This is a genomic window from Lysinibacillus telephonicus (assembly GCF_003966145.1).
GTDB lineage: Bacteria > Bacillota > Bacilli > Bacillales_A > Planococcaceae > Ureibacillus > Ureibacillus telephonicus.
Genome location: NZ_RXNR01000026.1, coordinates 1 through 16,391 on the forward strand (window position 1 = coordinate 1; position 16,391 = coordinate 16,391).

Annotated in this window: 14 protein-coding genes and 1 pseudogene; all 15 read right to left on the minus strand. The window is 35.3% G+C overall.

Annotated features, from left to right (window positions below; genetic code table 11):
- Positions 1–765: 765 nt before the first annotated feature.
- The 15 genes and pseudogenes from EKG35_RS10550 to EKG35_RS21430 all read right to left on the minus strand — a co-directional run bounded on the left by EKG35_RS10550 (position 766) and on the right by EKG35_RS21430 (position 16,113).
- A complete protein-coding gene (locus EKG35_RS10550) occupies positions 766–1,326 on the minus strand; it encodes an SMI1/KNR4 family protein (RefSeq protein WP_126294415.1) in 561 nt (186 codons plus the stop codon).
- Between the two features lie 161 nt (positions 1,327–1,487).
- On the minus strand, positions 1,488–1,742 hold the full coding sequence (locus tag EKG35_RS10555; protein ID WP_410799844.1) for a DUF5713 family protein: 255 nt from the start codon (positions 1,740–1,742) through the stop codon (positions 1,488–1,490).
- 389 nt (positions 1,743–2,131) lie between these two features.
- Positions 2,132–2,671, minus strand: coding sequence for an SMI1/KNR4 family protein (locus EKG35_RS10560; protein ID WP_185807717.1), 540 nt, complete (start codon positions 2,669–2,671; stop codon positions 2,132–2,134).
- A gap of 47 nt (positions 2,672–2,718) precedes the next feature.
- On the minus strand, positions 2,719–4,629 hold the full coding sequence (locus EKG35_RS21255) for a DNA/RNA non-specific endonuclease (protein WP_126294417.1): 1,911 nt from the start codon (positions 4,627–4,629) through the stop codon (positions 2,719–2,721).
- Between the two features lie 131 nt (positions 4,630–4,760).
- Positions 4,761–5,264 carry a DUF6630 family protein gene (locus EKG35_RS10570; protein ID WP_126294418.1) on the minus strand — a complete coding sequence of 168 codons (504 nt, stop codon included), beginning with the start codon at positions 5,262–5,264 and terminating at the stop codon, positions 4,761–4,763.
- Positions 5,265–5,333: 69 nt separating this feature from the next.
- Entirely contained in the window at positions 5,334–6,188 is an 855-nt protein-coding gene (locus EKG35_RS10575; protein ID WP_126294419.1) for a hypothetical protein, read from the minus strand.
- A gap of 28 nt (positions 6,189–6,216) precedes the next feature.
- Positions 6,217–7,737 (minus strand): RHS repeat domain-containing protein, encoded by a 1,521-nt coding sequence (locus EKG35_RS21420; RefSeq protein WP_126294420.1) that lies wholly within the window; start codon positions 7,735–7,737, stop codon positions 6,217–6,219.
- A gap of 350 nt (positions 7,738–8,087) precedes the next feature.
- A complete protein-coding gene (locus tag EKG35_RS10585; protein WP_126294421.1) occupies positions 8,088–8,948 on the minus strand; it encodes a hypothetical protein in 861 nt (286 codons plus the stop codon).
- Between the two features lie 20 nt (positions 8,949–8,968).
- Positions 8,969–9,226, minus strand: a complete 258-nt coding sequence (locus EKG35_RS21270) for a GIY-YIG nuclease family protein (protein WP_126294458.1) — start codon at positions 9,224–9,226, stop codon at positions 8,969–8,971.
- 87 nt (positions 9,227–9,313) lie between these two features.
- Positions 9,314–9,457, minus strand: a pseudogene (locus tag EKG35_RS20905) (RHS repeat-associated core domain-containing protein); the annotation flags it as partial.
- A 12-nt stretch (positions 9,458–9,469) separates the two neighbouring features.
- Positions 9,470–10,783, minus strand: coding sequence for an RHS repeat domain-containing protein (locus EKG35_RS20910; RefSeq protein ID WP_185807718.1), 1,314 nt, complete (start codon positions 10,781–10,783; stop codon positions 9,470–9,472).
- Positions 10,784–11,498: 715 nt separating this feature from the next.
- Complete coding sequence (locus EKG35_RS10605; protein WP_126294422.1) at positions 11,499–12,140, minus strand: hypothetical protein; 642 nt, start codon at positions 12,138–12,140, stop codon at positions 11,499–11,501.
- The gene (locus EKG35_RS21425) at positions 12,128–13,168 is read right to left on the minus strand and encodes an RHS repeat domain-containing protein (protein ID WP_484177322.1); all 1,041 of its coding nucleotides are present in this window, start codon (positions 13,166–13,168) and stop codon (positions 12,128–12,130) included. The genes EKG35_RS10605 and EKG35_RS21425 overlap by 13 nt, the downstream gene beginning before the upstream one ends.
- Before the next feature lie 172 nt (positions 13,169–13,340).
- A complete protein-coding gene (locus tag EKG35_RS10615) occupies positions 13,341–14,150 on the minus strand; it encodes a hypothetical protein (RefSeq protein ID WP_126294424.1) in 810 nt (269 codons plus the stop codon).
- Positions 14,151–14,166: 16 nt separating this feature from the next.
- On the minus strand, positions 14,167–16,113 hold the full coding sequence (locus tag EKG35_RS21430; RefSeq protein WP_126294425.1) for an RHS repeat domain-containing protein: 1,947 nt from the start codon (positions 16,111–16,113) through the stop codon (positions 14,167–14,169).
- Positions 16,114–16,391 lie beyond the last annotated feature (278 nt).

The window sequence follows — 16,391 nt, forward strand, 5'->3', positions numbered from 1 at the left end:
TTTGTTTCTACGTTTAGTTGGATATACACTACTAATCACCTCTAGATTAGTATGAATACCCCGAGCATTTTTGTACATAGTTATTCAAGCGATAATGTACATATTTAAAATAGCATTTATATATTTCAGGTGTAGGTGAAACAAAATCTAAAATTTCTGCAACATTCCCTATTGAAACTTTAGACAGAATCCTACCGAAACAGTAAGTATTTTTTTCATTCAAAAAACAAAATATATCTCCAGTCTTAATAAAACGGATCATAGTTCTTTTTTTTTTATCCCATCCCCAAATATTAAAAGTGTTTTTCGACATTTTACAGCGGAATCCCAAAAATGAAAGAGTATATTAGGTGAAAAAGTAGCACAAGTAATGTATAAAAATGTATCGTTTTTGGAACAAGACTCTGTTTGTTATACCCATGAAAACAATAATTGTTTTTCATTTTTCACTTCTTCAACAATCAATTTAAACCTACAAATATCCGACTCACTTCCATACTCATATAAAAGGAATTTCTAATTTAAAGCTTTTAGATTGCAAATGTGCATTTTTTAATTGGTTGGAACAATAACCTTGTTCAATCCAAAGAGCTGTATTTTTCATTAGTTTCCACCCTAGGCACCCTATCCTTTGAAAAATCAATGATCCTCGCCAAAGTCATTGGACTACCCCTAGCTTAGTAGAGAACTAGTCATATCCTAAATTTAAACCCAACGCTTCCACATCGTTTGATGTTCATCACTAACAGTACGGTATGTAATTTCCTATTTCACAATTTCTTTCCAAACTTCTATACTATCGGAGTCAAATGAATTAATTACTATATCTAAAAACTCTGATTGGGTGTTTTGAGATCTGTGAAAATATGCTGTTCCTAACGCTTGAATAAGGTTAGTAAAAGATTCTGCTACTTTAATTTTTTTATTAAATGGCGTCTCTGAGCCATAAACGTAAATATTTCCACAATTGACATCCATAATGAATGTAAAATAATCCCCCATTGCAATACATAAAAATTGATTTGAAAGACTATTTACATCTTCATTTGACAAATCTTCTTGGTAACTTATTAATTTTTCTAGATAATCTGTATTACTACCAAAATGTACTCCTAAAATACTAAAATCACCAAAATCATAGTTTAAAATTAAATCTACAAAATCTGCAGGGAATTTCACCCCAATCCTTCTCTCTACATCTTCAATGTTATCTTTCGTCCCAACTTGTTTCTTTAATCTTAAACCCGTAACAATTGGTTCTAAAGGAATAAAATCTGTATCTAAAATTGTGGTTATTTCCTCAATACTTAATAAAACATTATTCATAACATCACATCCTTTATTTACAAATCAACTTCATTGTTCGTATAGGATTCTTTCGTACTGGTTGTACAAATCCTTAGTTAATTCGTATTTTTTGCTTTAAGGACGAATTATGTATTTATTAGCCCACGTATTAAACTCTGTATTTTCAGACTATTACAGCTTTACCATTCCCGTTTCCTCAAAGCATCTTCGATATCAATATCAAGCTCAAAATATTGTAGAATCTCTTCTACTGTTATTCCGATAGAATCCCGCGCGACAGTTTCAATTTCACTATCATTTTGATAAAACTCATTCTGTAATTCATTAATTGCTATCGTCATTTCATCTAGCTTTTGTTGAACTTCTTCAATTGAATGCTTACCTTCTTCAAGAAAATGAACTACCTGAGTAATTATCAATTTGATTTTATCCACTAAAACGTTGGATAAAAGGCATCTTCGTACATATCCAATAGGTATTTGAATTCAGAATCTAGTTTCTTCACTATGCTTTGATTTCCCCCTAATTTTGTATCTCGGTTTTGACTTTTTACTCGATGGTGTGTTGAACTGCCCGTGATATATCATATTGCCATTTACTAATAACATCGCCGGGTGGGATTCTCTCAATCTCTTGACCTAGTTCGTTGTGTATCGTGGCTATTCTTTGGTTTTGATCGGTAACAAAAAGAGTAGCAATAAACTCCAAAGTCCAGAATTCACGCTACTCTAAATGAAATATTAATTTACATGTATGACTACCATATGAAATCTTCTCATTTTGGAAAAGCAATCTAATTTTAATCAAAAATTTATATCAAGTTTTAATCTGCATCTCCTACTACATATTCAATTTCAATATCTAATAGATCATCGGGGAATAAATTACAATTTATATTTCCGTTCAAGATATCAAAAATAAATTCAGAGAATGAATTTTTATATTCATAGGATTCTCCAGTTCCACCATCATACACCAATACAGACCATTCTTCTGGGTTATTAGAAGTAATCCAATTTAATACATCTCCATTATCTGTTACTCCCCAAGGTAACAAACCGCCTTCTACAGGAAATAAACTATGTGGGAAATCATCAGGAAATTTTTGCTTTGATATAATATATGCATCATTTTCTTCTTTTGACCTTATAAAAAAATTAAGGTTTTCATTATCAGAAAAAGGTGAATAAATCCACAAAAAGCCACAAACTCCACCTGTTCCATAGGTAGAAATAAATTCTTTATAATCTGCTGGGAATTTTGAACCTAACTCCTTCTCGGCTTCTTTCCATTGAGATATATCTCCTGAACCATAAATTTTTTCAGGTACAGGTAAAATAGTTTTTAGTCTTTCTAAAGACACATTTAATCTCTCCAATCACTTTGTAATATTCTTTACATAACATCAGACTATTTTTTACAACTATATTTTCTATTCACAATAGTAACATCTAATGAAAATCCACCTGTTCCTTTTGCTGACAGTGTTACTCCCCTAGGCATTAAATCAGAACCATCATAAATAGGTACTGCTCTATAAGAAACTGTTTGACCATTTTTTACTATATCTCTTACCGCTAACTCAAAGTCCCTCATAACTGGCGAGTTAACTGGATTATGAATTAACGTCACTAGATTTCTAGAATCTTTCCCTGAACCACCTAGTATTTTTGCCAATAAATGTCCACGTGCATGTCCAGATTTTTGCCCTCCGAATCCAGGGGGTCTAATATGAAAACTTGCAGGAGAACCTGTCCCAATCATATCTGAAGTAATCGTCGCTGATACACCGGTTGGGCGGCCTAAGTGATCTAATTCACCATATATTATGTGACCACCTGTACTATTTAACCCAAACAAATCGAGCCATATATTCGGATCACTAACATATCCATACAACGTTGGATTATTCCCCGCAAGTCCAATCGGATCTATCTGAGTATAATTCCCTTGTTCTGGGTCGTAGTATCGGAATCGATTATAATAAAGACCTGTCTCTTGATCCTCGTACTGTCCTTGATAACGGAATGGAATAAAGTCTTTCTCACCTGTAAATTCTTTCACTCTGCCATAAACATCAAGATCAGCGGACCAAACCTTATTCCCCTCATCATCATAAGCTTCGACAGGTGTTCCAAGATAGTCACTAATAATACTGTAGTGACCTTCACTTGTGATTTTAGCTGAAGGGACGAAGCCGTCATTAAATACCCATGTGACTAGATCAGGTTCAGCCGAATCTTTTTGCGAATCAAATTCATGTAGAATTGTATTGCCATCCCACACGAATCTCATCGACTTTTCATTGGAACTCTTCTCTACCCGTCTACCTAACGTGTCATATTTGAAAGTAACTTCAGTCTTGTCTGGCTTGATGACCTTAGACAACATCCCATTGCCATAGTACTCGTATTTCCACGTATCACCATTGTTTTCGACTTTCTCTATGAGATTTCCTTCTTCGTCATAGGAGAAATTGGCATCTTTTGTTTCTAGTAGTCTACTGCCAGGGCCGTAAACACGATCAGATTTTTCACGTGTTTCATATAGATTGCCGACATCGTCGACACTGCGGTATAGGAAATCAAATTGACCACCCTGATTAGACCATACGAGGTTACTAAATTCATCGTAACCATAAGTCACTTTTACACCCGTTAATTCGTTAACCATACTGCGTAATCGGTGATTGACATCCCAATTATAAACACGTCTTCGAGTATCGCGGTTTTGACTCCTTACCCGATGGTGTGTTGGTCTACCTGAAATATCATATTGCCATTTACTGATAACATCTCCAGGTAGGATTCTCTCAATCTCTTGACCTAGCTCATTGTACTGCATGGAAGCAGTCCACTGGGCTTGGTCGGAGTGAGAAGCGGTCATTTGCGTGACATTGCCCATTTCATTACGAGCGACAGTAATGTTTGCGCCGAGGCTACTCGTAATTTGGAAACGGTTGCCTAGTTCATCGTAGCTACTTTCAATCCAATGGTCGTTTTGCCACTCTTTGATTACTTGGCCGGATGCGTCTCGCTCGAGCTTGACCGTCACATGATCGTTTGCCGTCTCTAGCAACAAACCATTTTTGTCATAGCTAAATGTTTCCCATGTATCGTCATAATAATCCGCACGAATAACATTTCCTAGGTTGTCATGTTGATACGCTGTCCAGCGATTACCAGGTCGATTAATTCTCTGAACCAATCCCGCTAGACTTCGTTCATACGTTCTTGTCATGTCATCAAAGCCGATTTCCTTGATGATATTGCCTTTCTCATCACGTTCTAACTGATACGCTTTACCTTTTTCATTGAACATAAACGGTTAATTTTTTCTCTAATACACAAAAACATAGGTAAAGAAGTGCCAATAGCTTCTTCTTACCTATGTTTGGAAAAGTTATTTCGTAAATATTCTCTACTCGTTCAATTGTAGTAGGGCTCATAAATTTAGAAAGAATCTTGAATTCTATAACCCGCTTCTTGTGCCAACTTCTTAATGTCACCAATGTCAGATGATGGAACGGTGATCAAAACGTAACAATCACTATCAATATCTAAACTTGCCAATGAAATTGCCTGTTCCTTTAATTTTTCTGAAATGGCATTTAAACATTGGGTCGTTGTCAGATTATCCAACTCTCCATCTTCAAATTCCTCCCAATTCATGCACGCCATTTTTTTTCTATCTAGCAATTCATCAACAACATCACAAATATATAACCCAGATTCTTTCCAATCGAGTTCAAATGCTAAATCATGCTCAAGAAGTGCATCAACCAAAGAAATCCACGCCAATTGATCAATCGGTCTGTCTATTCCTCTTTCATCCAGTCGGTCTTTGAACTTCTCGAAATATGCTTCTGGCTTTTCTTTAGCTAATGAAACCTCTGAAAAAATTTGTTCCTCCATATCACAGGAAAGCTTTTGCACAAGTAACAATAATGCATTCATACACTCATTCCTTTTCCTAACTTTTGAAGTAGCTGATACTTTATTTTGTGCGATTCGAAATAGAATACTTTAACTTATAATTCGTTGTGAATCAGGTACCTTTTCATTTTGAATTACGAATTGCAATACCTCATCCTCTTCGAGTTTATATCCTGGCTTATCCTTTGGAATATCAGCTAAGAGTGTTTGTAGCAACGGATGCTCTATTTTAGGTGTGGTTAATCCCTCTTTTTCTCTTATTAACTGAATACAATAATAATCGTAAGGTATACAATCAAATGATAATATTTCACTTGATTTATGTGGCGTGTCGCTTAGACTATAAATGTGAAAATCACAAAGTTCATAAAGATGCTCTCCAAAATCGTTTGTATCGTTCCAACTGCTCATTAATTTTTGGTAGACATGATCTTCTGGTAAAATATTAAATAATTCGGGCATTTCTCCAGTTTTCCATTTATGATATAGACATGTCATGAAAACATGATGAGTTTTATTCTCAGAATAAAAACCTGGATCTTTCATGAACATATTAGTTGCATACTTGTATGTTATCTCTGCAATATCCTCATAACCCCACAATAAAGAAAGCCCGATAAGTCCCCCTATTTGCCTGTCTGATACATCTCCTCTACTTGGATTACTTTTGATCATTTGAACTAACCAAAAAAGTTGCTGCTCTAATAATATCCATGCTGATGATTCTCCATTTAGTATTCTATTTTTCGCATTCATTTCTAGGTGAACTCCTACTAAAAAACCTAAGCTGTCAGCTAAATGATTTGCTTCATTTTTTTGCATTAAGTCTTTCATTTCATTTAGTCGTTCATCTAGTATTTCTTTTACTTCTTCATCTGAAATCACGTTTTTTTTGTACTCTTTTATAGATCGATTAAAATACTTCCAGTATTTGTTTGTATACATTCTTTCACTCCTTTTTTGATGTCATTTCTCAATAGAGAAATTCCTTTTTAGGGTCTATTTTGGCACCATGTCTTAATTTTTTTAGTTTAGCTGTATAGCCGTTACTACCATGAGTAACACTATATTTAACTTCAAAACTTGACATACCATATTTGTTTATATCATCTCTAATAGTTTTTACAGTTGATACAATTTTCGGATCAATTTTTTGCCCTCTTAAAGTACGTCTATTATAAACTTCATCAAAGATATCTTTGATATAATTATTACCTTTTTGCTTTTTCGATAATCTTGCAGTATTGGCTTTTACTTCAAACACAAATACTTTTTTCGTAAATGGATTCTGAGCTATAATATCTGTTCCATGATTTGAATTATTTTTTATGGTCATGTAAATATTGTAACCTCGTTTTTTCAGAAGTGCTTCAAACGCATTCTCAGCAGCATCACCTTTTGCCGTATTCAATCCGAACACATCAAGCCAAACATTTGTATCCTGCACATACCCATACAAAGTCGGATTTTCACCTGCAAGTCCAATAGGATCAACCTGCGTGTACATTCCCTCACTTGGTGAGTAATATCGGAAACGATTGTAGTAAAGCCCTGTATCAGTGTCTTCGTATTGACCCTGATAACGGAATGGAATAAAGTCTTTCTCACCTGTAAATTCTTTCACTCTACCATAAACATCAAGCTCAGCTGACCAAACCTTATTTCCCTCATCATCATAAGCTTCGACAGGTGTTCCCAGATAGTCACTAATAATACTGTAATGACCTTCACTCGTGATTTTAGCCGAAGGGACAAAGCCGTCATTAAATACCCATGTGACTAGGTTATCCGTTGTGTCAGACTTGTTCTCTGATTCAACTTGATTTTCTAGTTTAGCCGAATCATACTCATGTAGAATCGTATTCCCATCCCACACGAATCTCATCATCTTCTCTTCAGTACTCTTCTCTATTCGTCTACCTAACGTGTCATACTTGAAAGTTACTTCCGAATTGTCTGGCTTGATGACCTTCGCCATCATCCCATTGCCGTAGTACTCATACTTCCACGTATCACCATTGTTTTCGACTTTTTCTATGAGATTTCCTTCTTCATCATAAGAGAATTTAGCATCTTTCGTTTCTAGTAATCTACTGCCTGGGCCGTATACGCGATCTGATTTTTCACGTGTTTCATATAGATTGCCGACATCGTCTACGCTGCGGTATAGGAAATCGAATTGACTGTCTTGGTTTGCCCATACGAGGTTACTGAATTCGTCGTAACCGTAAGTGACTTTGACACCGGTTAGTTCGTTGCCCATGCTGCGGAGGCGGTGATTGACATCCCAGTTATATACGCGTCTTCTTGTATCGCGGTTTTGACTGCGCACTCGATGATGTGTTGGTCTGCCTGTGATATCATATTGCCATTTACTAATAACATCTCCAGGTAGGATTCTTTCAATCTCTTGACCTAGTTCATTGTACTGCTTGGAGGCTGTCCACTGGTTTTGGTCGGAGTGGGAAGCCGTCATTTGCATGACATTGCCCATTTCATTACGTGCGACATGGATATTACTCCTAGGTTGCTCGGACTTGGGAGTGATTGCCTAGAACATCATAATAACCGCATTGTACTGTAATTGAAGGTTGTTAGATTTCAACGATTTATTATGAAGGGTAAACAAGCATCAATTTTTCAATCCCTAACAATATGTAAAAATTAAAAAGCGGCTTGAGCTCTTTAGAATTCAAGGCTCAAACCGCTTACTCAGTACTATACACTTTATAAGATACGTTACATTATTCCCTATCTTCTAGTATTTGAGGTTAGGGAATTTCAAAAATATTACAATAAATTTCATTGAAACTTTTAAATACTTGTAGCATAATAACAATTTCTCTACCTATTGTTAAAGTTCTCTAAATCGGCTAGTTTGATATCATAATCTTTCTTAATAGGTAGAAATAAATATTTTAAAGTTTTATGGTTCAAAAGATGTTTTATTTTACCATCTTTAATACTTGTTGTTCCAATTATACGAACTTCTTGTAAATTAGGTAGTTGATGTAGAAAATCTAATGAGGGTATTTCACCGCAGTTTTCTATTATTACTTTTTCTATGGTAGAGACAGTTCCAATCGAACTCCAATCTTTAATATTCTTACAATTTTGAAAACCTATTGAATTTAATGATTTTCCTTCCTCAATCCACTTCAAAGAAGTCATTTTTGAATTATAACCTATTCCTATGTGCTCTAAAAAAGGCATGTACCTAAGAGCTTCGAATTCAATTATTTTAGTTTTTACAAGGCCAATTCTTTTAGCATTAGTAAATATATTGAACTTTTCAGATGAATCATCACTATAATTATCAATAAATAAATACTCTATATTCTTGTTTTGGAAAATTGAGCTGCAAGTTTTTTTATCGTAATTTAAGTAAACACACCACAATGAAACTAACTCCTCAAAAGGAATTACTTCATCAGTTTTCCCCAAAAAATTAAAATATTCTAGTGAACTATAATTTTTCAAGTCCTTTAAGGAGTTATAGTTATAAGAGTTTAACCTAAGACCTCTAATATCTGAAATCCCATTAAGATTTTTTATACTCTCAAACTTATGATTAATACTATCATGTGAAACTGACACACTGTCTATTTCTTGCATTTTTATATCCTCAACATCAATTACCTCTATATCTGGATTTATGTTAATAAATCTAAAACTTCTATCGAAATAAACTTTGTCAAAAACCATAAAATTTCTCCTCGATCTCCTTATTTTTTACAACCAGGACTTTTTATTTTATTTGCAAGATCTTCTCCTGCATCTTCAAAAGCTTTTATTATATCAGCTTCTGTTTTGAAAAAATCTAATTCTTTACCATGTGGAACTACCAGTACCTGTAAGGACTCCAATTGATAAGATGATAATTTTCCTGAACCTAAATGTTGTCTTAATCTTGTATATAAATTATTAGCCTTACCAACATACCATTTAGTAATACCATCTCTTACATCAATTGTCCTAAACATATATGCTCCACCGGATTTTTTACTTTCTCCCAATATTTCTTTTAAATACGCTCTATCAACCGGATTTGTAGGGGCTAATCCAAAAGCATCATATAAAATATTTGGGTCCTTTACATACCCATAAAGCGTAGGATTCCCACCCGCAAGTCCAATCGGGTCAATTTGAGTATAATTCCCCTGTTCTGGGTCGTAGTATCGGAATCGGTTATAATACAATCCAATTTCTAAATCATCATACTGCCCCTAATACCTAAACGGAATGAAATCCTTCTCACCAAAGAACTCTTTCACTCGTCCATAAACATCAAGCTCAGCTGACCAAATCCTATTACCCTCGTCATCATAGGCTTCCACTGGCGTTCCTAGATAGTCACTAATAATACTGTAATGACCTTCACTTGTAATTTTAGCTGAAGGGACGAAGCCATCATTAAATACCCATGTGACTAAATTTTCACTTTCTAGTTCAGCCAAACCATTCTGCAAATCATACTCATGTAGAATCGTATTGCCATCCCACACGAATCTCATCGTTTTTTCGTCAGAACTTTTCTCTATCCGTCTACCTAAAGAATCATATTTGAAAGTAACTTCTATTTTGTCTGACTTGATGACCTTTGACATCATCCCATTGCCATAATATTCGTACTTCCACGTATCACCATTATTTTCGACTTTCTTGATGAGATTTCCTTCTTCGTCATAGGTGAATTTGGCGTCTTTTGTTTCTAGTAGTCTACTGCCAGGGCCGTATACGCGATCTGATTTTTCACGTGTTTCATATAGATTGCCAACTTCGTCAACACTGCGGTATAGGAAATCAAATTGACCACCCTGATTAGACCATACGAGGTTACTAAATTCATCGTAACCATAAGTCACTTTTACACCTGTTAGCTCGTTAACCATACTGCGTAATCGGTGATTAACATCCCAATGATAAACGCGTCTTCGACTATCGCGGTTTTGACTCCTTACTCGATGGTGTGTTGGTCTGCCTGAAATATCATATTGCCATTTGCTAATGACATCGCCAGGTAGGATTCTCTCAATCTCTTGACCGAGTTCATTGTACTGCATGGAAGCTGTCCACTGGTTTTGGTCGGAATGGGAAGCGGTCATTTGCATGACATTGCCCATTTCATTCCGAGCGACTGTAATGTTTGCGCCAAGGCTACTTGTAATTTGGGAACGGTTGCCTAGTTCATCGTAGCTACTTTCAAGCCAATGGTCATTTTGCCACTCTTTGATCACTTGACCGGATACGTCACGCTCGAGCTTGACGGTCACATGGTCGTTTGCCGTCTCTAGCAACAAACCATTTTTGTCATAGCTAAATGTTTCCCAAGTATCATCATAATAATCCGCACGAATAACATTTCCTAGATTGTCATGTTGATATGCTGTCCAGCGATTACCAGGTCGATTAATTCTCTGAACCAATCCCGCTAGACTTCGTTCATACGTTCTTGTCATGTCATCAAAGCCGATTTCCTTGATGATATTCCCTTTCGCATCCCGTTCAAACTGATACGCTTCGCCCTTTTCGTTGAACACAGCGGTTAACTGTTCTTCTGTATCATAGGCGAAACGGACTTTCTTCCCACCTTGTTCTCGAGATGTTAAGCTACCAAGGATGGTGTAGTCAAAGGAAACTTGCGTATGATTGTCTTTCGCAAAAATAACATCGTCGTAGCAATCATACTGTAATTGAACGTCGTTGCCATCTGAACTATTTATATTGAAAATTAAATTCTAAAAATTGCAAGTGTATCCATTTTTATACAAAACCTGAAAAAAGTAAATGGCTTGAGCCCTTTAGAATTCTATGCTCAAGCCAATTTATATTTTTTACTTTGTGTAATTAACAATAAGATTCAAATTATTTAAAGATAGATATTTTACATATTTTAATAATTTGATGTGCTGAACAAAAATTACAGAAATAGTTTTAAGCAATCCCTCTTGCTTTTATATTGCAACGGATTCAATGCTTTTTACTGTAGCTGATTTTTTAATTAAGCCACATGAAATCCTTCACCTTAATAGCAGGAGGTAACCTGTTGGTAGGTGAACGTTATTCCTACTTTGGTTTATATCAATCCTAACTAGTACTGTTTTTTGGTTTGATTCCTGGTTCTTGTTGTAAATTGTATAAACGTTTTTAGATTAAAGTTCAGAAATATAGTATTAAGAAGGGCAACAACCCATAAAATTAAGAATTTATTGCATTTTAATAATATATTTGAAAAAGGTAAAAGCTTTTTGCAAGTTAGACACCCTCTAAAAAGTTATCATCTAACTGAACAATTATTTCTTTATAGAGTTTTTGAGTATCAATATCTAGATTTGATTCATGAAGATACTCATTTAATATTTTGCAAATAGGATATTTAAATTCACTCGGTATATTTTTTATATTAGCGTTTACAACCCATCTAAATAATCTCATAGACTTTATTTTAGGAGGTATGCTCGCCATTGAAATAATATAGTTCCATTTATTTGGATACTCGTCAAATTGGGGTAATTTAATAAATCCTGTCGCTACTGCAAGTCTAATTTTATTATTATCATGATTTATAAATTGTAGAAAAAAATTATAAATATCTTGGGTATTCGCTTCAAATTCATTATAAAGCTGTCGCATAGACCAAAAAACTCTACCAGAAATTTGACCTAATGACCATAGTACTTGTTCTAAAACCTTTTCATCTGACTCATACCGATACCCAACATTAATTAATTTTCGTATGAAATCTGGATTAGATAAAAATTCTGAAATTGGTGATCCAGTCTCTAATCTAGTTGCTTTTTCAATAGTTTTAATCAATGATAGTGGATTTTCTGGAGTAGAATCACACAAATCTTCAAGTGCTTTTGTTACTGCTTCTAATTTCTTTATGTTGGACATTTTATTTTACCTCCTCTATCAACATTTACTGTTTTTGCTTTCTTCATTTGACTTTCTATTTCTGCCTGTGTTAAGAAAGTCCTACCTTTAGCAATTTTGTCAGGACCATTATATTGATGATAAAACCCTTCTGAAACAGGTCTTGTAGCATTATATAAATTAGCATCCGCTTTGAATGCATGATACAATGCTGACCCCTCAAGATTTCTTGCTGCAATTCTGTCTGGAAGGGCATCTAAATAACTTACTTGACTAAATAATTTTTTTGAAGTATTCCCATTACCATTAGCATGTTCTATAAGCCTCACTTGTATTGGTCTATCGGTTATACCATGATAAACTATATTACCAAGATCATCTTTTAACTGGTAATATGACCACAAACCAAATGGATCAAATGAATTATTTGTATTTCTTACAAATCCATATAGTGTTGGATTCCCACCCGCAAGTCCAATTGGATCAATCTGAGTATAATTCCCTTGCTCTGGGTCGTAGTATCGGAATCGGTTATAATACAGTCCGATTTCGACATCATCGTACTGCCCTTGATAACGGAATGGAATGAAGCCTTTCTCGCCTGTATAATCTTTCACTCTACCGTAGACATCAAGCTCAGCCGACCAAACTCTATCACCTTGATCATCATAAGCTTCGACAGGTGCACCAAGATAATCACTAATTATACTGTAATGGCCCTCACTTGTGATTTTTGCAGATGGGACGAAGCCGTCATTAAATACCCATGTGACTAGATTGTCTGCCATATCAGCATCTGTTTGGTTAGAATTCTCCACTAGATTTTCAATTTTATCTGAATCATTCTGCGAAACATACTCATGAAGTATCGTATTCCCATCCCACACAAATCTCATCGATTTTTCGTCTGAACTCTTCTCTATTCGTCTACCTAGTGAGTCATACTTGAAAGTAACTTCCGACTTATCTGGCTTAATGATTTTTGACATCATGCCATTGCCATAATACTCGTATTTCCACGTATCACTATTCTTTTCGACTTTCTCTATGAGATACTATATCCATTTTTTAATCACTATCAATACTATAAAAGTTTAAACGGCCTGAGCCCTTTAGAATTCAAGGCTCAGGCCGCTTTTGAACAATTATTCACTACTTTCGATTCAAGACTTTTTTTAGTAATCTGAAAAACACTTAATATAAGCCAAATACTTATATTCTTTACATAAACAAATCTTGTAATTCCTCATATTCTCCAAACCAATATTTTAGTGCGTCTTCATTTATCCCATCTTTCCCTTTCCACCAATCGACGGGATATAACCAATCTGAGCTATGTCTAGATCTTGGGGCTAAACCAAGATTTATGAATTGATGTAAAAAACCTTTATGCTCTTCTGTTTCTAAAATACTACAGAAACCAAGCGTCTCAAGCAATGCTTTTCTTTGTTCTTCATTTGATTTAAAACCTTTAATTTTTCCAATCTTTTTTTGAACTTTAGATGGTGTATCATTAGTTTCTGCATTTCTAATAATCTCAATAATAAACTTAAAAATATCAAAATCTTTCTTTGTCGGCTTTACATGGGGAAGCTTATTATGCTGTTGAAGTATAAATGAAAAATCATATATGTTACCTGAAATAATTCCACCAATACCGAAACGAATTTTGTTAACAAATGTAAGGTCCACCAAAGAATCGGGATTATTTCCACATATTTCACAAGATATAAAATCACTTTTAAAATCATGGATAGGAAATTGTTTCATAATCACATATACTGGTAATCCCGATCTCCAATCTAAATGTTGGTTACTTAAACTTGCTAGAAACAAATCCACTGTGAAACGTTTAGAACATTGTTTCAATTCAGTAATTGCATTCTCAATAGCTTCATTATGCGTCTGTTCAATTTTGTCAAACATATAACCTGCAGTTTTAGCATACTGAAAATCTTCCTCTAATGTTTTCTCTGGATTCAACAAGCTATAATTTAATAAAATTTTTAAAGCTTTATTATTATAATTCATTCTTCAGAATACCCCTTTAGGTACATTTTATTTTTTCAAATTCTAATTCATCTAAAGTCGGTAGCTTATTTACACTTCGACCATTCAGTAACTTATCAGCTGCATTTAATCTACGTTCTCCTATAATTGTTGATTGCTTCGCTTCTGATATACCATGAATTTTGTTTCCACGAACATTTGGGCTTTGCCTTCCTAATACATTCTTTTGTTGAATGCCTCGTTCTTCAATACCTCTTACCGTATCATAGTCTGTCCCTTTTGGAGTAACTACTTCAAGTTTATCTCCTGCTCCAAATCTATAGCCATCTGCCCCCTTTGTAGCTGCATGACGTCTTCCTACATCAAACATTGAAGCATTATCTGATGCACGACCATGGTAATATGCATTTCCAGAACTATCAATCAAACGATAATTCCAATCGAGACCAAATGGGTCAACAGTGTTATTAGAATTTGAAACATACTGATAAAAATTATAGACTCTACTGTTTAAGCGAATTGGATCTTGCTGTGTATACATACCCTCTTCAGGTGAATAGTAACGGAATCTATTATAGTATAATCCTGTTTCTTCGTCTGAATACTGCCCTTGATACCTAAATGGAACAAAGTCTTTCTCTCCTTCATACCCCTTTACTCGGCCATAAATATCAAGCTCTGCAGACCAAACTTTATTACCTTGCTCATCATAGGCTTCAACAGGTGTTCCAAGATAATCACTAATAATACTATAATGACCTTCACTCGTGATTTTTGCAGAAGGGACGAAGCCATCATTAAATACCCATGTGACTAGATCAGGTTCAGCCGATTCTTTCTGCGAATCATACTCATGTAGAATCGTATTCCCATCCCACACGAATCTCATCGTTTTTTCAACTGAACTTTTCTCTATCCGTCTACCTAACGTGTCATATTTGAAAGTTACTTCCGTCTTGTCTGGCTTAATGACTTTTGACATCATCCCATTGCCATAATACTCATATTTCCACGTATCACCATTGTTTTCGACTTTCTCGATGAGATTTCCTTCTTCGTCATAGGAGAATTTGGCATCTTTTGTTTCTAGAAGTCTACTGCCAGGGCCGTAAACACGATCTGATTTTTCACGTGTTTCATATAGATTCCCGACATCATCGACGCTGCGGTATAGGAAATCGAATTGACCACCCTGATTAGACCATACGAGGTTACTAAATTCGTCGTAACCATAAGTCACTTTGACACCTGTTAGCTCGTTAACCATACTGTGTAATCGGTGATTAACATCCCAATGATAAACGCGTCTTCGAGTATCGCGGTTTTGACTGCGTACTCGATGATGTGTTGGTCTACCTGTGATATCATATTGCCATTTACTAATGACATCGCCGGGTAAGATTCTTTCAATCTCCTGACCGAGTTCATTGTACTGCATGGAAGCCGTCCACTGGCTTTGGTCGGAATGGGAAGCGGTCATTTGCATGATATTGCCCATTTCATTACGAGCGACAGTAATGTTTGCGCCGAGGCTGCTCGTAATCTGTGAACGGTTGCCCAATTCATCATAACTACTCGCAATCCAATGGTCATTTTGCCACTCTTTAACGACTTGGCCAAATACGTCTCGCTCGAGCTTGACCGTCACATGATCGTTTGCCGTCTCTAGCAACAAACCATTTTTGTCATAGCTAAATGTTTCCCAAGTATCATCATAATAATCCGCACGAATAACATTTCCTAGATGGTCATGTTGATACGCTGTCCAGCGATTACCAGGGCGATTTACCCTCTGAACCAATCCCGCTAGACTTCGTTCATACGTTCTTGTCATGTCATCAAAGCCAATTTCCTTGATGATATTCCCTTTCGCATCCCGTTCAAACTGGTACGCTTCGCCTTTTTCGTTGAACACAGCAATTAACTGCTCTTCTGTATCATAGGCAAATCGAACTTTCTTCCCGCCTTGTTCTCGGGACTTCAAGCTGCCAAGAATGGTGTAATCAAAGGAAACTTGCGTATGATTAAAATCACATCGTCATAGCTTTCATACTGCAATTGGTCATCATTACCATCTATATAGAAAATAAAAACACGAAAAAACAATTCTATTTCTAACAAAAAAACATATGTAAAGAAAGAACTTATGATGTCTTCTTTACATATGTTTTAGAATAATCAGCTTTTTTATCAAGTGTATAATAAAGAATCGGTTGTAATACAAGTCCTGGCATAAACAGAATGGTTATATCGAGGCAGTTT